This window comes from Caulobacter vibrioides OR37 (genome assembly GCF_000372645.1).
Classification (GTDB): domain Bacteria; phylum Pseudomonadota; class Alphaproteobacteria; order Caulobacterales; family Caulobacteraceae; genus Caulobacter; species Caulobacter vibrioides_E.
In genome coordinates, this window is the sequence record NZ_APMP01000026.1 from 31906 (window position 1) to 53685 (window position 21780).

The 21780-nt window shown below is 71.4% G+C and carries 16 protein-coding genes; 6 read left to right on the top strand and 10 right to left on the bottom strand.

Going from position 1 to position 21780, the window contains the following annotated elements; translation table 11 throughout:
- Window position 1: 1 nt before the first annotated feature.
- The 3 genes from OR37_RS16520 to OR37_RS16530 all read right to left on the bottom strand — a co-directional run bounded on the left by OR37_RS16520 (window position 2) and on the right by OR37_RS16530 (window position 5949).
- Window positions 2–916: a 2-dehydro-3-deoxygalactonokinase gene (locus tag OR37_RS16520; RefSeq protein ID WP_004622380.1), complete on the bottom strand. Its 915-nt coding sequence runs from the start codon at window positions 914–916 to the stop codon at window positions 2–4.
- Window positions 916–2652 carry an IlvD/Edd family dehydratase gene (locus OR37_RS16525; protein ID WP_004622382.1) on the bottom strand — a complete coding sequence of 579 codons (1737 nt, stop codon included), beginning with the start codon at window positions 2650–2652 and terminating at the stop codon, window positions 916–918. The genes OR37_RS16520 and OR37_RS16525 overlap by 1 nt, the downstream gene beginning before the upstream one ends.
- A 99-nt stretch (window positions 2653–2751) precedes the next feature.
- A complete protein-coding gene (locus OR37_RS16530; RefSeq protein WP_004622385.1) occupies window positions 2752–5949 on the bottom strand; it encodes an acetyl-CoA carboxylase family protein in 3198 nt (1065 codons plus the stop codon).
- Between the two features lie 127 nt (window positions 5950–6076).
- On the opposite strand from OR37_RS16530, the gene OR37_RS16535 reads away from it, so the two are divergent.
- The 3 genes from OR37_RS16535 (at window position 6077) to OR37_RS16545 (ending at window position 11699) form a co-directional block, all read left to right on the top strand.
- Window positions 6077–6862 (top strand): ImuA family protein, encoded by a 786-nt coding sequence (locus OR37_RS16535; protein ID WP_004622387.1) that lies wholly within the window; start codon window positions 6077–6079, stop codon window positions 6860–6862.
- 22 nt (window positions 6863–6884) lie between these two features.
- On the top strand, window positions 6885–8318 hold the full coding sequence (locus tag OR37_RS16540; protein ID WP_004622388.1) for a DUF6504 family protein: 1434 nt from the start codon (window positions 6885–6887) through the stop codon (window positions 8316–8318).
- 120 nt (window positions 8319–8438) lie between these two features.
- Window positions 8439–11699, top strand: a complete 3261-nt coding sequence (locus OR37_RS16545; RefSeq protein WP_004622389.1) for an error-prone DNA polymerase — start codon at window positions 8439–8441, stop codon at window positions 11697–11699.
- 57 nt (window positions 11700–11756) lie between these two features.
- Here OR37_RS16545 and OR37_RS16550 read toward each other — a convergent pair whose 3' ends face one another.
- Window positions 11757–13154, bottom strand: a complete 1398-nt coding sequence (locus OR37_RS16550) for a methyl-accepting chemotaxis protein (protein WP_004622390.1) — start codon at window positions 13152–13154, stop codon at window positions 11757–11759.
- Between the two features lie 281 nt (window positions 13155–13435).
- Between OR37_RS16550 and OR37_RS16555 the strand changes: the two genes are divergently transcribed.
- Together OR37_RS16555 and OR37_RS16560 are read left to right on the top strand one after the other, a co-directional pair.
- A complete protein-coding gene (locus OR37_RS16555; RefSeq protein ID WP_004622391.1) occupies window positions 13436–13933 on the top strand; it encodes a MarR family winged helix-turn-helix transcriptional regulator in 498 nt (165 codons plus the stop codon).
- 215 nt (window positions 13934–14148) lie between these two features.
- Window positions 14149–14922 (top strand): class I SAM-dependent methyltransferase, encoded by a 774-nt coding sequence (locus OR37_RS16560; protein WP_004622392.1) that lies wholly within the window; start codon window positions 14149–14151, stop codon window positions 14920–14922.
- Here the strand turns inward: OR37_RS16560 and OR37_RS16565 are convergent.
- The 6 genes from OR37_RS16565 to OR37_RS16590 all read right to left on the bottom strand — a co-directional run bounded on the left by OR37_RS16565 (window position 14901) and on the right by OR37_RS16590 (window position 21121).
- On the bottom strand, window positions 14901–15191 hold the full coding sequence (locus OR37_RS16565; RefSeq protein WP_004622393.1) for a hypothetical protein: 291 nt from the start codon (window positions 15189–15191) through the stop codon (window positions 14901–14903). The genes OR37_RS16560 and OR37_RS16565 overlap by 22 nt on opposite strands.
- A 114-nt stretch (window positions 15192–15305) precedes the next feature.
- Window positions 15306–16448, bottom strand: coding sequence for a hypothetical protein (locus tag OR37_RS16570; protein WP_004622394.1), 1143 nt, complete (start codon window positions 16446–16448; stop codon window positions 15306–15308).
- 34 nt (window positions 16449–16482) lie between these two features.
- Window positions 16483–18366: a nucleoside-diphosphate sugar epimerase/dehydratase gene (locus OR37_RS16575; RefSeq protein WP_004622395.1), complete on the bottom strand. Its 1884-nt coding sequence runs from the start codon at window positions 18364–18366 to the stop codon at window positions 16483–16485.
- 85 nt (window positions 18367–18451) lie between these two features.
- Window positions 18452–19681: a molybdopterin molybdotransferase MoeA gene (locus tag OR37_RS16580; protein ID WP_004622398.1), complete on the bottom strand. Its 1230-nt coding sequence runs from the start codon at window positions 19679–19681 to the stop codon at window positions 18452–18454.
- A 58-nt stretch (window positions 19682–19739) separates the two neighbouring features.
- Window positions 19740–20345 carry a 2-hydroxychromene-2-carboxylate isomerase gene (locus OR37_RS16585; RefSeq protein ID WP_004622402.1) on the bottom strand — a complete coding sequence of 202 codons (606 nt, stop codon included), beginning with the start codon at window positions 20343–20345 and terminating at the stop codon, window positions 19740–19742.
- Between the two features lie 35 nt (window positions 20346–20380).
- Window positions 20381–21121: an SDR family NAD(P)-dependent oxidoreductase gene (locus OR37_RS16590; RefSeq protein WP_004622403.1), complete on the bottom strand. Its 741-nt coding sequence runs from the start codon at window positions 21119–21121 to the stop codon at window positions 20381–20383.
- A 76-nt stretch (window positions 21122–21197) separates the two neighbouring features.
- Between OR37_RS16590 and OR37_RS16595 the strand changes: the two genes are divergently transcribed.
- Entirely contained in the window at window positions 21198–21656 is a 459-nt protein-coding gene (locus tag OR37_RS16595; protein ID WP_004622405.1) for a winged helix-turn-helix transcriptional regulator, read from the top strand.
- Window positions 21657–21780: the final 124 nt, after the last annotated feature.

Here is a 21780-nt window from a genome sequence, read left to right on the forward strand (position 1 = left end):
GTTACGCTTCCCGCGACTTGGAGATCGCCGCCAGCCCGGCGAGGACGGCCGCGTCGCCATCGACGGTCGCGGCCTGGACCCCGGCCTGGGCCAGGGCTTGCACATAGAGATCACAGAGGCCGCCGGCGCCGATCACGGTCACCGCGTCCATCGGTCCGAACCAGTCGCGGGCGGCGGCCACGTCGGCCCCGACCAGCAGGCCCGACAGGTAGCCCATGGCGTCGGCCGGGCTCATGCCGTCCAGCAGCTGGCGGGCGCGGGTCTCGAACATCAGGTGGGTCAGGCGCGCCGCGCCGTGCTCGGCGACGCGGGCCAGGCCGCGCGCGAAACCCTCGGCCGAGCCGTCGACCCGCGCTCCGCCGCCGGCGGCCAGGGTCGAGTGCTGCTTCAGCAGGGCGAAGGTCTCGCCGACCGGGGCGGTGACGAAGCCCGCGACCTTGCCGTCCTCGACCACGGTCCACTTGTTGTGGGTGCCGGGCAGGACCAGCAGATGGCGCCCGGTCTTCAGGGCCAGGTTCAGCGAAAGGGCGCCGAAGACCTGGGTCTCCTCGCCGCGCATGACGTCGGGGCCGCCCAGCGGGTTCACGCACGAGAGGCCCGGGACCAGCGTCACCGGAAGACCGTCGGCCTCGAAGCTCAGCGCCTTGTCGGCGACGTCGGCGACGCCGGCCGGGCAGGGGGCGTAGGCCGCCTCGCGCCAGCCGATCCGCGAACCGACCATGCCGCACATTACCGCGCGGGCCGGGTTGGCCTCGCGCCAGTCGCCGACCAGGTCCAGGAATGTCTTCTCCGGCGTGTCGGTCAGGGCCGAGACGCCGGGGCCGTCGCGCCGGTGGATCACCGCCTTGCCCTGGCGCAGCCACAGCCGCAGGCGCGAGGTGCCCCAGTCGCCGACGATGACCACGTCCTGGTCCATCAGTGGCTTTCGCGGGTGACGACCGAGCCCGACGACCCGACCAGGAAGTCCAGGTCCGCGCCCTGGTCGGCCTGCAGCACGTGGTCGACATAGAGCTTTGCGTAGCCGCGCGTATAGGTCGGGGCCGGGCGGTTGGCGCGCCAGGCGGCCAGGCGGCTTTCCAGCTCCTCGGCGCCGATCGCCAGGGTCAGGGCGCGCGAGGGGCCGTCGAACACGATCTCGTCGCCGCTCCGGACCACGGCCAGCGGGCCGCCGGCGTCCGCCTCGGGCGAGACGTGCAGGATTACCGCGCCATAGGCGGTGCCGCTCATCCGCGCGTCGCTGATGCGCAGCATGTCCTTGACGCCCTTTTCCAGCAGCTTTCGAGGCAGCGGCATGTTGCCGACTTCCGGCATCCCCGGATAGCCCTTGGGGCCGCAGCCCTTGAGCACCAGGATCGAGGTCTCGTCGACGTCGAGGTCCGGATCGTCGATGCGGGCGCGGAAGTCCTCGATGCTCTCGAACACCACGGCCTTGCCGCGATGGCTCAGCAGGTGCGGGCTGGCGGCGCTGGGCTTCATCACCGCCCCGCCGGGGGCGAGGTTGCCGCGCAGCACCCAGATGCCGCTGTCGGGCTTCACCGGGGCGTCCATCGTGCGGATGACCTCGGCGTTGAACACCTCTGCGCTCTCGTACTGCGCGCCGATGCGGTGGCCGGCGACGGTCGGGGCCTCGGGATGCAGAAGCTTTTCCAGCTGCTTCATCACCGCCGGCAGGCCGCCGGCATAGTGCAGGTCCTCCATCAGGAAGCGGCCCGACGGCTGCAGGTCGACCAGCAGCGGCACGTCGCGCGACAGGCGGTCGAAGTCCTCGAGCTCCAGCGTCACGCCCAGGCGTCCGGCCAGGGCCAGCAGGTGGACGACGGCGTTGGTCGAGCCGCCGATCGCGGCGTGGACGCGCAGGGCGTTCTCGAACGCGGCGCGGGTGGCGACCTGGGACAGCGTCCGGCCTTCCTTGACCATGCGCACGATCGTGCGGCCGGTCTCGTGCGACAGGGCCCGGCGACGGGCGTCCACGGCGGGGATGCTGGCGTTGTAGGGCAGGGACAGGCCCATGGCCTCGATGATCGCGGCCATGGTCGAGGCCGTGCCCATCGTCATGCAGGTGCCCGGCGAGCGGCTCATGCCGCTCTCGGCCGACATGAAGTCGGCCAGGGTCATCTCGCCGGCGCGGACGGCTTCGGAGAACTTCCAGACGTCGGTGCCCGAGCCGATGTCCTTGCCCCGGAACTTGCCGTTCAGCATCGGGCCCGACGAGACGACGATGGTGGGCAGGTCGACGCTGGCCGCGCCCATCAGCTGGCCCGGCGTGGTCTTGTCGCAGCCGCCCAGCAGCACGACGCCGTCGATCGGATTGCCCCGGATCGACTCCTCGACCTCCATGGCCAGCAGGTTGCGGAACAGCATGGCCGTCGGCCGCATCTGGGTCTCGCCCAGCGACATGGCCGGGAACTCCAGCGGCAGGCCGCCGGCTTCCCAGACGCCGCGCTTCACGTGCTCGGCGATCTCGCGCAGGTGCGCGTTGCAGGGGGTGATCTCGGACCAGGTGTTGCAGATGCCGATCACCGGACGGCCGTCGAACACGTCGTCGGGCAGACCCTGGCTCTTCATCCACGATCGGTGGATGAAACCGTCCCGATCCAGCTTGCCGTATGTGCCGCCGCTGCGCAGGCGCTTGCCCGCGTTCTCGTCGCTCATGACCGTCCCTAACGCGGCCCGAAGGCCTGCCTTTGCTTACGACCGCGTCATTTATAGTATAATAAGTACCTATGCAACGGCGGGCGCGGGCAGCACCCGCTAGAAGCTGTCCACCCGCGCTTCCCAGGGGCGGCTCACGCCGGCCGCCGCGTCCAGGCCGCCGACGATCCAGCGCCGCGTGTCGACCGGGTCGATGACCGCGTCGATCTCCAGTGCCGCGGCCATGCTGGTCGCCTTGCCGGCCGCGTAGAGCCGCGCCACCAGCTGGTCGTAGAGCGCCTTTTGCTTGACCGGATCGCTCTCCGCCTCCAGCTCCTTGCGATAGCCCAGCTTGACCGCGCCCTCCAGGCCCATGCCGCCGAACTCGCCGGTCGGCCAGGCGGCGATGAAGGCCGGGGCGTGGAACGACCCGCCCGCCATGGCCTGGGCGCCCAGGCCATAGCCCTTGCGCGTCACCACGGTGAACAGCGGCGAGCGCAGCTTGGCGCCGGCGATGAACTGGCGGCTGACGCGCCGCACGGCGGCGGCGTCCTCGCTGTCGGGACCGACCATGAAGCCGGGCGTGTCGCACAGGCTCAGCACCGGCAGGGCGAAGGCGTCGGCGAGCTGCAGGAACCGGGCGGCCTTCTCGGCCCCCTCGCAGTCGATGGCGCCGCCCAGGTGGCGCGGATCGTTGGCGATCAGGCCCATCGGCCGGCCCTCGATCCGGATCAGGCCCGTGACCATGCCGGCCGCGAAGCCGCCGCGCAGCTCCAGGAACGAGTCCGCGTCGACCAGGATCTCGATCAGGGCGCGGACGTCATAGACGCGCAGCCGGTTCTCGGGGATCGCGCTTCGCAGCCGCCGCTGGTCCGGCGCGGTCCAGCTGGGCAATGCGCCCTGGAAGTAGGACAGCGCCCGCTTGGCCAGCCGCGTGGCGTGGGCCTCGTCGTCGGCCAGAATGTCGATCACCCCATTCTTCCACTGGTGGTCCGAGGGGCCGATCTGCTCGGGCTTGAACACCCCCAGGCCGCCGCCCTCGATCATCGCCGGGCCGCCCATGCCGAGGTTGCTGTCCCGGGTGGCGATGATGATCTCCGAAAGCCCGGCGATGGCGGCGTTGCCGGCGAAGCAGCGGCCGGCGACGATGGCGATCTTGGGGACCAGGCCCGACAGCTGGGCGAAGCTTCGGAACGTCGGCACGTCCAGGCCCGCCACGGCGGTGGTGTCGGTGTCGCCCGGTCGTCCGCCGCCGCCCTCCGCGAACCAGACCACCGGCAGGCGCTGGTCGGCGATGATGCTCATCAGCCGGTCGGACTTCCTGTGGTTCATCGCCCCCTGCGTGCCGGCCAGCACGGTGAAGTCGTAGGCCAGCGCCGCCGTCCGCGCCCTGTCCGGCGGGAACAGGGCGCCGTTGACGGTCCCGATGCCGGTGATCAGGCCGTCGGCCGGGGTGTTGACGATCAGGTCCTCGGTCGAGCGCCGCCGCTTCTGGGCCGCGATGGCCAGGGCGCCGTATTCCAGGAAGCTGCCCGGATCGACCAGGTCGTCGATGTTCTCGCGCGCCGTGCGATGGCCGGTCTTGCGGCGCTTGGCGACCGCGTCGGGGCGGGCCTCGTCGAGGGTGTGGCGATGGCGGGCGACGACCTCGGCCAGGTCGGGGCGGATCGCGTCCAGGTCCTCGGCGACCGTCTCGACGGCGGCGCCGCCCTCGACCGCCATCGGCTCCAGGAAGACCAGCGGCTGGCCCTCGGCGACGGCCTGGCCGGGCGCGGCGGCGATCCTCAGCACCCGGCCGCCCGAGGGGGCGTTGACCAGGTGCTCCATCTTCATGGCCTCCAGCACCGCCAGCGCCTGGCCGGGCCGGACGAGGTCGCCCTCGGAGACGGCGATCGACCCGACCGTGGCCGACAGCGGGGCGGCGGCGGCGACCGCGCCGTCCAGGGTCTCGAACGCCGGGCCGGGGGTGTCTTCGGGCAAGCCCGCGACCAGCTCGGCCGCGTGGTCCTCGATGAAGCGGGTGGTGGGGTTGTCCGGCGCCGCCGCCAGGATCGCCCGGATCAGCGGCGCGGTGGTCGCCACGCCGCCGACGCGGAACTCGGCCAGCGCCCGGTCCAGCCGGGCCGAGGCTTCGGGGAGCGTCCGTCCACGGACGATGACCTTGGCCAGCAGGCTGTCATAGGCCGTCCCGACGCTCAGGCCCGCGGCGCCGGCCGCGTCGACCCGCACGCCCGGACCGCCCGGCGGGGCCCAGGCGGTGATCGTGCCGCCGGACGGCTTGACCACGCCCTCGGCGGTCAGGGTCTCGGCGTTGACCCGCGCCTGGATGGCCACGCCGAAGGCGGCTGGCGCGTCGGCGAGGCCCAGGTCGGACAGGCGGGCGCCGGCCGCCAGGTCGAATTGCAGCCGCGCCAGGTCCAGGCCCGTGACCTCCTCGGTCACCGTGTGCTCGACCTGGAGCCGGGGATTGACCTCGATGAACAAGGCCTCGTCCGTATCGGCGTCGATCAGGAACTCGACCGTGGCCAGGCCCCGATAGCCGGCGCACAGCCGCTCGGACCACCCGGCCAGGGCCGCGCGCTGGTTGGCCTCCAGGGCGGCCGGGGCGATCTCGACCAGTTTCTGGTTGCGGCGTTGCAGCGAGCAGTCGCGATCGCCCAGGGCCAGGACCTCGGCGCCGTCGCCGACGATCTGCACCTCGACGTGGCGGGCCCGCTCGATCCGCCGCTCGGCATAGAGGCCGCCGTCGCCGAACGCCGCCTCGGCCTCGCGGGCGCAGGCGGCGAAGGCGGCGTCCAGCTCGCCGGGATCCAGCACGGCCCGCATCCCGCGCCCGCCGCCGCCGGCCCGGGCCTTCAGCATGATCGCGCCGTGCGCGGCCTGGAAGGCGCGGGCCTCGTCCAGGCCGATCGTCCCGGTGCCGGGGATCAGCGGCAGGCCGCGCTCGGCCGCCAGCGCCCGGGCCCGGGCCTTGTCGCCGAAGGTCTCCAGGTGCTCGGGCGAGGGGCCGACGAAGACGACGCCGGCCTCGGCGCAGGCCCGCGCCAGGGCGGGGTTCTCGGACAGGAAGCCATAGCCGGGATGCAGGGCGTCGCAGCCCTCGGCCCGGGCGATGGCGACGACGGCGGCGATGTCCAGATAGGCCCGCGCCCCCGCGCCCGGCAGGGCGACGGCGCGGTCGGCGGCGGCGACGTGCGGGCTGTCGGCGTCGTCGGCGGCGTACAGGGCCACGCTTTCGATCCCGGCCTCCGCCGCCGCGCGGGCGATGCGGATGGCGATTTCGCCGCGATTGGCGATCAGGACGCGGGACAGCAACATCGGGGCTTCCTCTGGGAAGGCGCTTCATACGGTCGTTTGACGCACCTTCGCCTGTCCCGCCGATCCCGCCAAGGCTTGACTCTCCGGTCGGGGAAGATCAGAACAAAAGTGGAACATGGAGTGAAGGATGGCCGGATCGCGCGAGGCGCGTCTTGCGGCCCTGAGAGGCCGGATCGCCGCGATCGAAGCGGGGACTCGGACTCCGACTCCGGTCCTGCCGTTCGGCGATCCGGCCATCGACGGCTGCTTCCCCGGCGGCGGCCTGCCGCTGGGCGGCTGGCACGAGGTGACGGGGGCGGGGCTGGAGGACGAGACCGGCGCCGCGCCGGCGGCCTTCGTGAGTCTGCTGCTGCGGTCTCTGTTCTCCACGGGGGTCAAGACCGGGGCCATCGTCTGGGTGGCGCGGCGCGACGACCTCTTCGCGCCGGGCCTGGCGGGCCTCGGCTTCCCGGCCGGACGGCTGATCCAGGTTCGCGCCCGCGACGAGGCCGAGACCCTGTCGGTGCTGGAGGACGCGCTGTCCACCCAGGGGGTCGCCGCCGCCGTCGGCGAGGCCGAGGCGCCGGACCTGACCGCCGGCCGCCGCCTGCAGCTGGCCTGCGAGCGGCGGGGCGGCTTCGGCGTGGTGCTGCATCGACGGCCCTATGGCGGCCGGGCGGGCCAGGGCGGGGCCGTGTCCGGCTCGGCCTCGTTCAGCCGCTGGCGGATCGCCCCGTCGCCCACGCCGCCGCCGCCGGACGATATCGGCCTGGGCCCGCCGCGCTGGCGGGTCGAACTGGAACGCTGCCGGGGCGGACGTCCCGGCGCCTGGATCTTGGAGTCGTCGGATGCCGCGCATCCTTTCCGTCTGGTGTCCCCACTGGCCGATCACGACATGGCGCCGGCGGAACCCGGGCTACGCCGGGTCGGCTGAAAGATCCTCCCCCCTCGCCCTCTTGGCCACCGAAGGCGGAACGCGCCGGCTGGCCGCCGTCGACGAGGCCGCCCGAGCCCTGGGTCTTTTCGCCGGCCAGAAGGCCGCCGACGCCCTGGCCCTGGTCCCGAACCTGGCGACCTTCGACCACGATCCGGCCGCCGACCGCGCGGCGCTGGAGGCCCTGTGCGACTGGTGCGTCCGCTTCTCGCCGGCCGTGGCCATCGACGGGCGCGACGGCCTGTTCCTCGACATCACCGGGACCGACCACCTGTGGGGCGGGGAGGCGGCGATGCTGGTCGACCTCGCGGCGCGGCTGGCCCGCTGGGGCGTGCCGGCGCGCGCGGCGATCGCCGACACGGCCGGCGCGGCCTGGGCCCTGGCCCGCCACGGCGACGACCTTTCCATCGCGCCGCCGGGCCAGCAGCGGGCGGCGATCCAGGACCTGCCGGTGGCGGCCCTGCGGCTGGAGGACGCCGCCGAGGCGCAGTTGCCGCGCCTGGGCCTGCATCGCGTCGGCCAGCTGCTGGCCCTGCCGCGCGCCCAGCTGGCCAAGCGCTTCGGGCTGGCGACGACGCGCCGCCTCGACCAGGCCCTGGGCCTGGCCGCCGAGGCCCTGACCTTCCGCCGCCCGGCCAGCCCCTGGTTCGACCGCCTGGCCTTCCTCGAGCCGATCAGCGCGCCCGAGGACCTGGCCCGCGCGGCCGGCGACGCCCTGGCCCTGATCTGTCGGCGGCTGGAGGCCGAGGGGCGCGGGGCCAAGCGATTCGAGGTGACCTTCCACCGCCTGGACGGCCGGGCCTATCCGGCGCGCGCGGGCCTGGCCCGGATCGGGCGCGACGCCGCGCGGCTGACCCGCCTGATCGTTCCCAAGCTGGACACCATCGACCCCGGCTTCGGGATCGAGGTGGTGACGGTCCGCGCCGCCGCCGTCGAGCCCATGGCCCCGGCCCAGGACCGCCTGGACGCCGACGCGGACGCCAGCCTCGACGCGACCCTGGCGCCGCTGGTCGACCGGCTGGTGAACCGTCTGGGCGAGACGCGGGTCTGGCGCGCCGATCCCCATGCCAGCCATGTGCCCGAACGCTCGGTCGCCCGCGTCGCGCCGCTGGACCCGCCGTCCGCGCTGGCCGGCTGGGATCCCGACCGCCCGCGCCCGGTGCGGCTGTTCAAGCGGCCCGAGGCGATCACCGCCCTGGCCAAGGTCCCCGACGACCCGCCGATCCAGTTCACCTGGCGGGGGCGCTCGCACCGCGTCCGCCGCGCCGAGGGACCCGAGCGCATCGGCCAGGAATGGTGGCGCGCCGGGGTCGGCCAGACCGACACCGGTCCCGGCAAGATCCGCGACTACTACCGCGTCGAGGACGACGCGGGCGGCCGGTTCTGGATCTACCGCCAGGGCCTGTTCGACGGCGACGACGCGCCGAAATGGTGGATCCATGGCCTGTTTGGATAGGCCGCGCGGCCCTCACCGGACCTGCTCCGCAGGTCGTCCTCTTCCAGAGGGAGAGGAGGGGGGCCTCTCCTCCCCCTTTGGGAGAGGGGGACCGGCGAACGCCGGTGGAGGGGGAGCGCCATGAAGGTCCCCGCCTACGCCGAACTCCAGGTCACGACCAACTTCTCCTTTCTGCGCGGCGCCTCGCACGCCGAGGAGCTGGCCATCGCCGCCGAGGCCCTGGGGCTGGCGGCCATCGGCGTCGCCGACCGCAACAGCCTGGCCGGGGTCGTGCGCGCCTGGACGGCGGCCAAGACGCGGAATATCCGTGTGCTGAGCGGTTGCCGGCTGGACTTCATGGACGGGACGCCCAGCCTGCTGTGCTACCCCGCCGACCGCGAGGCGTTCGGCCGGCTGACCCGCCTGCTGACGGTCGGGCAGCGGCGGGCCGAGAAGGGCGCGTGCCACCTGACCTGGCGCGACTTCCTGGAGCATTCCGACGGCCAGCTGGGCCTGATCGTCCCCCCCAAGACCCTGGACGAGGCCTTCGCGCGCGATCTTGCCCGCATGGCCGGCGACCTGCGCGGACGCGCGTGGCTGGCGGCCAGCCGCGCCTACGCCGCCCAGGACCTGAAGCGCCTGGCCCGGCTGGACGCCCTGGGCCGCGAGGCCGGGGCTCCGATCGTCGCCACCAACGACGTCCTCTATCACGGTCCCGAGCGGCGGCCGCTGCAGGACGTCATGACCTGCGTGCGCGAGCACTGTACGATCCAGGAGGCCGGTCTTCGGCTGGAGGTCAACGCCGAACGCCACGTCAAGTCGCCCGGCGAGATGACCCGGCTGTTCGAGCGCTGGCCTCGGGCGATCGAGCGCACGATCGAGATCGTCCAGCGCATCGCCTTCGACCTTGGCCAGCTGAACGAGCAATATCCCGACGAGCCCGTGCCGCCCGGCAAGACGGCGATGCAGCACCTGACCGACCTGACCTGGAGCGGCGCGGCCTGGCGCTATCCGGGCGGCGTGCCCGACAAGGTCAGGGCCCAGCTGACCGAGGAGCTGCGGCTGATCGGCAAGATGGACTATCCCAACTACTTCATCACCGTGCACGACATCGTCCGCGAGGCGCGGGCGATGGGAATCCTGTGCCAGGGGCGCGGCTCGGCGGCCAATTCCTCGGTCTGCTATTGCCTGGGCGTGACGGCGATCGACCCGACCGAGCATCGCCTGCTGTTCACCCGCTTCATCTCCGAGAACCGGGGCGAGCCGCCCGACATCGACGTCGACTTCGAGCACGAGCGGCGCGAGGAGGTGATGCAGTATGTCTATCGCCGCTATGGCCGGGAATACGCGGCCATCTGCGGCACGGTGATCCACTACCGCCCGCGCAGCGCCATCCGCGACGTCGGCAAGGCCCTGGGCCTGACCGAGGACGTCACCTCGCTGCTGGCCGGCACGGTCTGGGGCAGCTGGGGTTCGGGCCTGCCCGAGGAGCACCTGCGCAACGCGGGCCTGGACCCCGAGGCGCCGGAGATCGCTCGCGCCGTGGCCCTGGCCACCCAGCTGATGGGCTTTCCGCGCCACCTGTCGCAGCACGTCGGCGGCTTCGTCCTGACCAAGCGGCGGCTGGACGAGACCGTGCCGATCGGCAACGCCGCCATGGCCGACCGCACCTTCATCGAGTGGGACAAGGACGATATCGACAGCCTGAAGCTGATGAAGGTCGACGTGCTGGCCCTGGGGATGCTGAGCGCCATCCAGCGGGCCATGACCCTGCTGCGCGACGACCACGGCCAGGCCTGGCTGAAGGACCTGGCCGACATCCCCAAGGAGGTTCCGGGCGTCTACGACATGCTATGCGTCGCCGACAGCGTGGGCGTGTTCCAGGTCGAGAGCCGGGCCCAGATGTCGATGCTGCCCCGGCTGAAGCCGCGCAGGTTCTACGACCTGGTCATCGAGGTGGCGATCGTCCGTCCGGGGCCGATCCAGGGCGACATGGTGCATCCCTATCTGAAGCGGCGCAACGGGATCGAGCCCGTGGACATGCCCGCGCCGTCGCCCGCGCACGGTCCGGCCGACGAGCTGCATCAGATCCTCGGCAACACCTATGGGGTGCCGCTATTCCAGGAACAGGCCATGAGCCTGGCCATCGAGGCGGCCAAATTCACGCCCGACGAGGCCGACGGCCTGCGCAAGGCCATGGCCACCTTCCGCAACCTCGGAACGCCCGACGAATATCGCGACCGCTTCGTCGAGGGCATGGTGTCGCGCGGCTACGAACGCGACTTCGCCCAGCGCTGCTTCAAGCAGATCGAGGGCTTTGGCCACTACGGCTTTCCGGAAAGCCACGCGGCCAGCTTCGCCAAGCTGGTCTATGTCTCGGCCTGGATCAAATGGGCGTGGCCGGACGTGTTCTGCGCGGCGCTGATCAACTCCCAGCCGATGGGCTTCTACCAGCCGGCCCAGCTGGTCCGCGACGCGCGCGAGCACGGGGTCGAGGTGCGCCCGCCCGACATCCTGGCCAGCGACTGGGACTGTACGCTGGAGGCTCTCCTCCCCCTCTTGGGGGAGGGGGCCGCCCGCTTCACCCCCCGTTCCGACAAGATCGCCGACTACGCCAACCGCCATCGCTGGAAGGCCGTCCGTCTCGGCTTCCGCCAGATCAAGGGGCTGAAGAAGGCCGACGTCCAGACCCTGCTGCGCGCCCGCGCCGAGGGCGCGCGCGCGCCGGGCGAGTTCGCCCAGGGCGGGGTTCCGCAGCGGGCGCTGGAGCTGCTGGCCGAGGCCGACGTCTTCGCCTCGGTGGGCCTCTCCCGCCGCGAGGCCCTGTGGGCGGTGAAGGGGCTGAAGGGCGAGCACCGCGCGCCGGTCCAGGCGCCGCTGCTGGCCGGCCTGCCGCTGTTCGAGGACCGGGTGGCGCTGCCGGAAATGGGCCGCCCCCAGGAGGTGGCCGAGGACTATCGCACCACCAGCCTGTCGCTGAAGGCCCACCCGATCGGCTTCTATCGGCCGATGCTGGCGCGGCGCGGGGTGATCACCGCCGAACAGCTGCGGACCCTGAAGGACGGGGCCAAGGTCGCGGTGGCGGGCCTCGTCCTGATCCGCCAGCGACCGGGCACGGCCAAGGGCGTGGTGTTCGTCACCCTGGAGGACGAGACCGGCGTGGCCAACGCCGTGGTCTGGAAAGACCGCTTCGAGGCCGACCGCAATGTGGTGATGACCGCCTCGTTCCTAGTGGTGCGCGGCCGGGTGCAGCGCGCCGAGGGCGTGATCCACGTCGTGGCCGAGGGCTTCACCGACCTGTCGGCCCACCTCTCGACCCTCCGCGACGAACCCGCCGCCCCCGCTCCCCGCGTCCGCCAGAAGGTCTCGGGACGGCTCCTGAGGAGCCGGGATTTTCACTGAGGGGGCGTCAGCTCATGTCCCGAGGAGGCGAACAGGAAGGCGCGGTCCAGCGCGTGATCACGCGGCCAGGACGCGCGGCATATCCCCCTGGTCCGCGCGGCTGATCTGGAAGTGGCCGACCAACGTCGCGAGGTTGCGGGTCTCGGTCTCCATATTGGCCGCCGCCGCCGTGGTCTCTTCCACCATGGCCGCGTTCTGCTGGGTCACGTGGTCCATGTGGTTGATCGCGGTGCTGACCTGATGAAGGCCCTGCGCCTGTTCTTGCGTCGAACGGGAGATCGCGACGAGCAGGGTGTCGATGTCGGCCACCTTGTCGACGATTCCGTCGAGCGCCTGCCCGGTTTCGGTGACGAGGCGAACGCCTCTGGCCACCTGCTGGCCGCTGGTGGAGATCAGGGCCTTAATCTCCCTGGCCGCCTCGGCGGAACGTTGAGCCAAAGAGCGCACCTCCTGGGCGACGACGGCGAAGCCTCGCCCGGCCTCGCCCGCGCGCGCCGCCTCCACCCCGGCGTTCAGCGCCAGCAGATTGGTCTGGAACGCGATCTCGTCGATGACGCCGATGATCGTGCCGACCTGACTGGAGCTGGCCTCGATCTCGGCCATCGCCACGACGGCGTCGCGCATGACCTCGCCCGATCGGACCGCGTCCAGGCGGGCTCCGGACGCGGCCGAGGCGGCCTGCTGGGAGTCGTCGGCGCTGCGCCGCACCGTGGCGGTAATCTGATCCATCGCCGCGGCGGTCTCTTCGAGGCTGGCCGCCTGCTGTTCGGTGCGGCGCGAGAGATCCTGCGCGGCGGCCGCGATCTCGCCCGCCCCCATGCGCAGACTGTCCGCCGCGCCGTTGATCGCGGCCATGGCCTTGCTCAAGCTTTCCACCGAACGGTTGAAATCTTGTCTGATGCGATCGAAGCCGCCAGGGAACGCGGCCTGGATGCGAACGCTGAGATCGCCAACGGCCACGCGCTCAAGGCCTTCCCCCAAAGCGGAGACGACCAGCGCCTGAGCCGCTTCGGCGTCATCGCGCGCGGCGTTGCTGGCCGCCTGCCGCTGGCGGATTTCGGTGATGTCGGTGGCGAACTTGATGATTTTGTAAGGCCGGCCTTCGGCGTCCAGCACAGGGTTGTAGGAGCCCCGGATCCAGATTTCCGCGCCGCCCGCTCCGACTCGGCGAAAGGCGTCCGCGAAGGCTTCTCCCGCGCGCAACCGCTCCCAGAACCGGGCGTACTCGGCGCCGCCGGCGTCCTCCGGCGGGACAAACATGCTGTGGCGCCGGCCTTTGATGTCCTCCAGCCGGTAACCCATCGTCGCCAGGAAATTGTCGTTCGCGTCGATGATCGTGCCGTCGAGTTCGAATTCGATGACAGCCTGCGAACGATGAACGGCCGCCACGATGGCCTCCAGATCCGCGACCTGCTTCTTCAGCGCCGCCGTCTGTCTGTTTTCAATCCCGAACATGCCCGCGCTTTCAAACCAGGGGTGAGACGATTGGTCCTACAGCGCTTTACTTAAGGCTTGATTATATCGAGTTCGATATTTTTTGCGTGACAAATTTAGACGCGGACTTGGCGGATTCATTCTAGAGCCTTTAGCCTGAAATCGGAATCGATTTCAGGCGTCAAAAAGGCTCTAAATCAAATGTTTAGAGCGTGAGATAAGCTGAAACCGGTTCCCACTTTCAGCCTCACGCTCTAGAGCGTGAAGGCTCTAATCCATGACGGATCATGGAGGCATTCCAGATGGACGTTCTTCGCCCCGAGACATCCGATGCCGTCGGGCCGACGTCCGACTACACCGACTTGCGGGTGGACCAGCAATTATGTCTGGCGTTGCAGATCGCCAGCAGCCTCGTCACCCGGATCTATCGCGGGCTACTCGAGCCGCTGGGCCTCACCCATCCTCAGTATCTGGTCCTCATCGCGCTGTGGGAGCGCCAAGAGCGTTGCAGCATGGGCGACCTGCGGCGGGGACTGTGCATGGACACCGGCGCGATCACGCCGCTGGTCAAGCGGATGGAGGCCGCCGGCTTGCTCACGCGGTCTCGCGACGTGGTCGATGAGCGAAGGGTCTGGGTCGACTTGACCGACGCCGGATGGTCGCTGCGCGATAAGGTCCTGGCGGTGCGCGGGAGCGTCGTGGAACAGTTGCCCCTGTCGGATGACGAGATCGCGACCATGCGCGCCAGCCTGCAAGCCTTCAACGCTGGAATGCTCGCCAGCGCGCCGCCGTTTCGCTGAGTCCCGGTTTCCGGTCGACCCGGGGCCGCGTCCGCCAGAAGGTCTCGGGACGGCTCCTGAGGAGCCGGGATTTTCACTGAGGGGGGAGGCGGGCCTTCCGTGCCGACATCTTTTCCGCGATAGCATGTACGGCCCAAATGTTATCGAGATCGGCTTTGTCCCTGGCGCGCCGGCGCCCATGGGTGGCATCGACCTATCCCCTTGAGGAGCGCCGCATGAGCTCGCCAGCCACGTTCGACGCGCCGGAGCTATCGCGGGCCTATGCCGATCTCAGGCGTCAGGAAGGTCGGCCGAACGACGAGATCGAGACGCCTGCGCTGCGAAGCCTGTTGCCCGCCCTGACGGGCCTGCGCGTCGTCGATCTGGGGTGCGGGGCCGGCCAGATGGCCAGCTGGGCGGCCGATCAGGGCGCGAGCGCGGTGCGCGCCTTCGACGCCTCGGCGCGGATGATCGAGAAGGCTCGCGCCGCCGCTGGGCGTCCGGTTGTCGAGTACGCTGTCCTGCCCATCGAGGACATCGCGCTGGCGCCCGGCTCGGCGGACGTGGTGATGAGCGGTTTGGCCTTTCACTACATCCAGGACATCGAGGCGCTGTTCTCGCGGATCCATGGCTGGTTGGCGCCGGGCGGCCTGCTGGCCTTCTCGGTCGAGCACCCGATCATGACCTGCGCCGCCCGCGCCTGGTTCCACGACGAGCGGGGAGAGCGGCTGCACTGGCCGGTCGACCGCTATCTCGAGGAAGGCGGCCGAACGGTCGAATGGCTGGGAACGACGATCGAGCGGGTCCACCGAACCGTTTCGAGCTACGCGCGGGCCTTGATCGGCGCCGGGTTCCAGATCGTCGACATGCGCGAACCGGCCCCGACCTCGGACCAGATCGAGCGCTGGCCGGCCCTGGGCGATCACCGCCGCCGCCCGCCGTTCCTGCTGATGGCCGGCCGATCCGCGTCGACTCCGGGAACGGACTTTCAGATCCGAACCAGATCGTAGACATAGGCCTTGTCGCCCTTGCGACTGACCCAGACGGTCTCGGGCGGCAGCGGGCCTTGCGCCATCCTGTCGACGTCCCACGGCGCGCTGAGGACGACGCCGTGCTCGTCGCTCACCGTCCAGCCTCGCTCCGGCGTCCAGGCCAGGCTCAGCGGAGAATCGGTTCGCCGCCAGGCGGGCCGGCCAGACTCGCTTGGAGCCGGCGTGAAGCGATAGGTCACGCCGTCCAGCCGGCGGCGGAATTCGAAGATGAGTTCGGTCGAGGACATCAGCGGGCCTGTCTTGCGCGCGGAGACATGTCGGATGGCCGCGACGGTGGTCGATAAGGCCGCGCGAGGCAATGGGACCGCCGTCCGACGCCGATGGGCGTGTTCCGCCCCGCCTCACCGCTCCCGCAGGCCGAACCAGCCGCCGTCGGCGTCGAACAGCACGTCGTAGCGGCGCAGGGCGTGGCGGCCGGTGTTCACGAAGGCCTTGGTCATCGGCGAGTTGACCAGCACCTGGCTCGGCGCGATCGGATCGCCCTGGCCCACCGTGAAGGCGAAGGTGGTGGCCGGGGCGGTCGGCACGGTGACGGTCACGGTCTGGCCGTCGTCCAGCACCTTGGACGGGGTCTTGGCGTTCTGGTTGGTCTCGGTGTGGGTCTTCAGCGCGGCCGGATCAGCGACGCCCAGATACATGGTGGCGATGCCGGTATCGATCAGCAGCGCGCCCGCCTGGGCGGGCTGGTCGCCGGCCGCCACGGTCATCGGGGCCTGCCCCCAGTCCAGCGGACCGCCGCCCGGCCGGGCGTCCAGCTTGACGAACCGGAAGCCGGCGGCGGCCTGGGCGGTCAGGCCGACCCGGGCCCCGTCGGGGGTGATGACGTACCCCTTGCGGAAGCCCTTGGCCGAGATCGGCTTGCCGGCCAGGGCGGTCAGGTTCAGCAGCGGGTTCTTGTCCGGCGTGCCCTGCGTCTGGCCATTGCGCTCCCGGCCAAAGCCGACGCCCATATAGGCGATGCCCCTGGGCAGATCGACCGTCTCGGTCGGGGCGGCGCAGGTCCCCGGCGAGGTCTTCGTGTCGTAGCCGGGGCATTTCATCGCCGTCTCGACGATCAGCACGGGGACCTGGGCGCGCGCCGCCTCGCCGCCGGCCGCGTCGGCGTAGACGATCGTGGTCGGGACCCAATGGCCGACCCACAGGCGCTTGCTGCTGCTCAGGAACTCCCAGCCGGCCGGATAGGCGGCGGCCTTGGCGGCGGAATAGCCGGGCAGGTCGGCGGCGGACACCACGACTCCGGTGGAGCCGGTGTCCATCACCACCGGATGCGGCTGGAACGCCCCCAGCGGCCCCTCCAGCCGCAAGGCCACCTTCGGCGGCGCCTCGAACGGCTGCTGGGACGAGGGCAGGAAGGGGATGAGCCCGGTCTGGGCGTATGCCGTCAGGTCCGGCCCCGCCTGGGCGTGGGCCGCCCCGCCGACCAGAAGGGCCGCCAGTCCGACGACGGAGAATCCGCCCCGCCGAAGGGTCCGCAACGCGCGCATCGGGGGTCTCCTTTGTCTCGTCGTTCTTCGGCGCCTACGACGCCCGGATCTTCACCACCTTGGACGGGCCGGTCTGGCGGAGGTCCTCGACCAGGTCGAACAGGGCGGCGCGGAGGGCGGTTTCGTCGCCGATCTCGGCCAGGGCGTCGAGGGCGTCCAGGCGGGCGTCGGGGATGGGCGGGGCCGGGGCCAGGCGCAGGGCTTCCATGATGCCGGGGGCCTTGGGGCGGGCGATCTCGTTCACGTCGACCAGGGTCTCGGTCAGCTTCTCGCCGGGGCGCAGGCCGGTGATCTCGATGGCGATGTCGCGTTCGGGGACCAGGCCCTGCAGCTCGATCATCCGGCGGGCCAGGTCGATGATCTTGACCGGCTCGCCCATCTCCAGCGTCAGGACGCCGGCGTCGGGCTCCGAGGCGATCCGCGACAGGGCCACGGCGCGCAGCACCAGCTGCACCGCCTCGGGGATGGTCATGAAGTAGCGCTCGACCTCGGCGTGGGTCAGGGTGATCGGGCCGCCGGCGGCGATCTGGCTCTGGAAGATCGGCACCACCGAGCCGGCCGAGCCCAGCACGTTGCCGAAGCGCACGATGCTGACCCGCATCTCGTCGCCGCCGCCGTACTGGCGGGCCACCGCCTCGGCCACGCGCTTGGCCGCGCCCATCACGCTGGTCGGGGCCACGGCCTTGTCGGTGGAGATCAGGGCCAGGTGCGCCGCGCCGCAGGCCTTGGCGGCCGTGGCGACGTTGCGCGTGCCCAGGACATTGGTGCGCACGCCCTCGCAGGGATGGTTCTCGACCAGGGTGACGTGCTTGAGCGCCGCGGCGTGGAAGACGATGTCGGGCCGCTGCTCGCCGAACACGCGGGCCACGCGGGCGGCGTCGCGCACGTCGCACAGCACCTCCTGGCGGGGCAGGGCCGGGTAGGTCTGGGCGATCTCGCGGTCGATGTGGAAGAGGTTGTATTCCGAGGCGTCGACCAGGGTCAGCTGGGCGCAGCCGCTGGCGGCGATCTGGCGGCACAGCTCCGAGCCGATGCTGCCGCCGGCCCCGGTGACCAGCACGCGGCGGCCCGCGACCAGGGCGCGGACGGGCTCGGGATCGAGGCGCACGGGCGGGCGGCTGAGCAGCTCCTCCAGGCTGATCTCGCGCAGGGTGGTCGCGGCGGGGGCCGCGCCCATCTCGACCACGCCGTGGCGGCGCAGCAGGCGCACGCCCTCGGCCTTCAGCCGGCCCAGGCGCTCGGCGCCGAAGGTGCTCATCGCGCTGTCGGTCAGGAACAGGATGGCCGAGGGCGGCAGGCCGCTGTCGCGCAGGCGGGCCAGCACGCTGTCGAAGTCGGCGATGGCGCCCAGCACGCAGACGCCGCGCAGCTCGTCGCCGGTCTCGCGGTCCAGCGGCGAGACGACGCCGATCGGGGCGTAGCGCTCGCCCAGGCCCGCCGGGGCGCGCAGGAAGGCCTCCGCCTCGCTGGTCGAACCGATGATCAGCAGGCGCGGCAGGGCCGGCAGCATCGCGGCGGGACCCAGGCGCAGGACCGACTCCAGAAGCATCCGCTCATGGCCGCTGCGGCGGATGATGCGCAGCGCCGACAGCAGGGTGGTCTGGAACACGGCGGCGGCGGCCAGGGTGCGCAGGCCGCCGTCGATGCCCGGATGGACGAAGCGCGTGATGGCCATGAAGGTCACGGCCGTCAGCGCCGACGAGCGGAACAGGCGCAGGTGGTCGCTGGCCGACACGAATCGCCAGGGCGCGCGCTCGACGCGGAACACCAGCTCGACGATCAGGGCCGAGACGCCATAGCCGGCCATCTGCACGAAGGCGTCGGGGGTCAGGGGAACGCTGACGACCAGCAGGCGGCCGGCCAGGAACGCCAGCAGGGCCAGCAGGACATGGGTGACGATCTTGCCTGCATGGCCCATGAACGCGCCTTTCGAGCCTAAAAGGTCGGGTCAACCCGGGGGAGTCGTCCCGCCATTAGCACGCTCGCCCCGCGCCGTCGCCCTTTCAGCCGCGACGCAGCGGAAGGATCTCGACGACCGTGTCGGCCAAGGCGGCCTCGGCGCCGGCCGCCCGGCGCAGCAGGGCGTCGGCGCGGGCGAAGACGCCGACCATCGAGGAATCCTGGTCGGGGAAGGGCGTCGCCAGGGTCCGTCCCTCGGCGTCGACCGACAGGGCCGCGCGCATCCAGTGCTCGCGCGGTCCGTTGGCGGGCAGGGGCGTCGACAGGCGCGCGGGGACCAGCCTGACCGTCGGGTCGGCCCCGGTCAGGGCCGCCAGCAGCGGCTTCAGGAACAGTTCGGCGCCGACCATGGCCGAGGCCGGATTGCCGGGCAGGCCCAGCACCGGCTGGCCGCTGGCCAGGCGTCCGAACCAGGTCGGCTTGCCCGGACGCATGGCGACGGTCTCGACGGCCAGCGACAGGCCCAGCGTCCGCAAGGCCGGCTTGACCAGGTCGTGGTCGCCGACCGAGGCGCCGCCGATGGTGACGATCAGGTCGGCCTCGAGAGAGGCTTCGTGAGAGACGGCGGCGGCGATGGCGGCCGCGTCGTCGGCCGAGGCGGTCAGGCGGAAGGCCTCGCCGCCCCAGTCCTGGATCAGGGCGGCCAGGGCGTAGGAGCCGCTCTCGAAGATCTGGTCCGGGCGCGGCGTCTGGCCGGGCGGGACCAGCTCGTCGCCGGTGGCCAGGATCGCCACGCGCGGCCGGTGGGCGACCGCGACCTCGGCCAGGCCCGCCGAGGCGATCAGCGACAGCCGCCAGGCGTCGATCACCAGGCCCTCGGCCAGCAGCGGGTCTCCCGCCTGGAAGTCGCCGCCGGCCGCGCGGATGTTGGCGCGGGGCGCATCGCCCGCGGCGAAGCGCACGGCGTCGCCGTCGCGCTCGGCCTCTTCCTGCAGGATGACGAGATCGGCGCCGGGCGGGACCGGCGCGCCGGTGAAGATCCGCACCGCCTGGTTGGCCTCCACCCGGTGCGGCCAGGCTCGGCCCGCCGCGCTCGCGCCGACGACCGCGAAGGCCTTGCCGGGCGCGTAGTCGGCGCGGCGGATCGCCCAGCCGTCCATGGCCGAGGCGGCGAACGGCGGCTGGGGACGGTCGGCGACGACACGCTGGGCCAGGACCCGCCCCAGCGCGTCGGCCAGAGACACGGTCTGGGGCGGCGGGCGGACGATCCCGTCCAGCATCCGGGCGCGGGCGTCCTCGACGGCGAGGGTCTTCAGGCGAGGGTGATCGGTCATGCGCCGCAGTATAGGGGCTTTGGTTCGCGAAGGCTTCGGGCGCGTGGACGGGCGCCGATCAGGATCGGCTCAGTTCCGCCTCGACCTGGCCCAGCCGGTCCTTGCCGAAGAACATCTCGTCGCCGACGAAGAAGGTCGGGATGCCGAACACGCCGCGCGCCACGGCGGCCTCGGTGTTGGCGACCAGCTCGGCCTTGACCTCCGCGTCGCCCGTCGCCGCCAGCAGGGCCGCGCCGTCCAGGCCGGCGGCGTCGGCGGCGGCCACGAACACCTCGGGATCGTCGAGCTTGAGGCCGTCCTCCCACATGCCCTTGAGCATGGCTTCCAGATAGGGGCCGCCCACGCCCGCGCGCTGGGCGGCGATCTGGCCGCGCATCAGCAGCAGGGTGTTGACCGGAAAGTGCGGATTGAAGCGAAAGGCCGTCAGGCCGTGCGCGGCGATGAAGCGGCGCATCTCCAGCATCTCGTAGTCCAGCTTGCCCTTCACGCCGCTGAAGGCCACGCCCGGCGCCTGGTTGCCGGTGGCCTTGAAAATGCCGCCCAGCAGGCACGGGATCAGCTTCACCGACGCCCCGTGACGGGCGGCGATCGCGGGCAGCGCCTTCCACGCCAGATAGGCGTTCGGACTGCCAAAATCGAAGATGAAGTCCACCGTCTTGCTCATCCGTTCCCTCCTTCGCCCGCGCTCCGGGTCTCCGCCTACCAGCTTTCCGAATAGGGCCGCAGGTCGATCTCGTGGGTCCAGGCCGAGCGCGGCTGATCGTGCAGCCAGACATAGTTGGCGGCGATCTCGGCGGGCTTGAGGATCTCGTCCTTGGCCAGCAGGTCGTCGACATTGTCGCGCACCGACCGGATGAACACCCCGTCGATGGCCCCGTCGACCACCACGTGGGCCACGTGAATCCCCAGGGGACCCAGCTCCCGCGCCGCGCTCTGGGCCACGGCTCGCAGGCCGGCCTTGGCCGAGGCGAAGGCCGAGAAGCCGTCCTTGCCGCGCAGGCTGGCGCTGGCCCCGGTGAACAGGATCGTGCCCCGTCCGCGCGGAACCATCACCCGCGCCGCCTCTCGCGCGGTCAGGAAGCCGGCGAAACAGGCCATCTCCCAGACCTTGGAGAACACCTGGGCGGTGGTCTCGATCAGGCCGAAGCGCACGTTCGCGCCGATGTTGAAGACCACCACCTCCAGCGGACCGACCTCGGCCTCGATGCGGTCGACCAGGGCGATCATCTCGGCCTCCTGGCGGGCGTCGACGCCGAAGGCGCGCGCGTCCTGGCCCGCGTCGCGCAGCGCGACGGCCAGGGCCTCCAGCTGGTCCAGATGGCGGGGGCGGCGGGTCATGCACACCGTGAAGCCCTCGGCGGCGAAGGCCCGGGCGATGGCGCCGCCCACCCCGTCGCCGACGCCGACCACCAGGCACGCGCCCTTCGTCGTCCGGGTCATCGCCGCCTCCTCCGTTTCGTTGTTCCGCGCGCAAGTTCGTATTGAATCTGTACTGAGTCAAACGCAGAATGGCGGCATGAAGTGGGAAGACCTCGCCGACCAACCCTGCTCGATCTCACGCGCCCTGGCGGTGATCGGCGACCGCTGGACGCTGATGATCCTGCGCGACTGCTTCCTGGGCGTGCGGCGCTTCGAGGCCTTCCAGCAGCGGCTGGGGATCTCGCGGACCATCGTCACCGACCGCCTGCGGACGCTCGTGGACGAGGGGGTGCTGGAGCGGCGCGCCTATCAGCAGAACCCCGTCCGCCACGACTATCGCCTGACCGACAAGGGCCGCGACCTGCACCCCGTGGTCATGGCCATCGCCCACTTCGGCGACGCCTATTACGCGGGCGAGGCGGGCCCGCCCGTCCTGCGCCGCCACAAGGCCTGCGGATGCGACTTCCACCCGGTGCAGGTCTGCTCGGAATGCGGCGAACCGATCACCGCCCGCGCGGTCGAGGCGCGGGCGGGCGTCGGGTTCGGGGCGCCTTAGAGCGTGAGGCTGAAAGTGGGAACCGGTTTCAGCTTGTCTCACGCTCTAAGAATTTGATTTAGAGCCTTTTTGACGCCTGAAATCGATTCCGATTTCAGGCTAAAGGCTCTAGACGGGGCCGTCT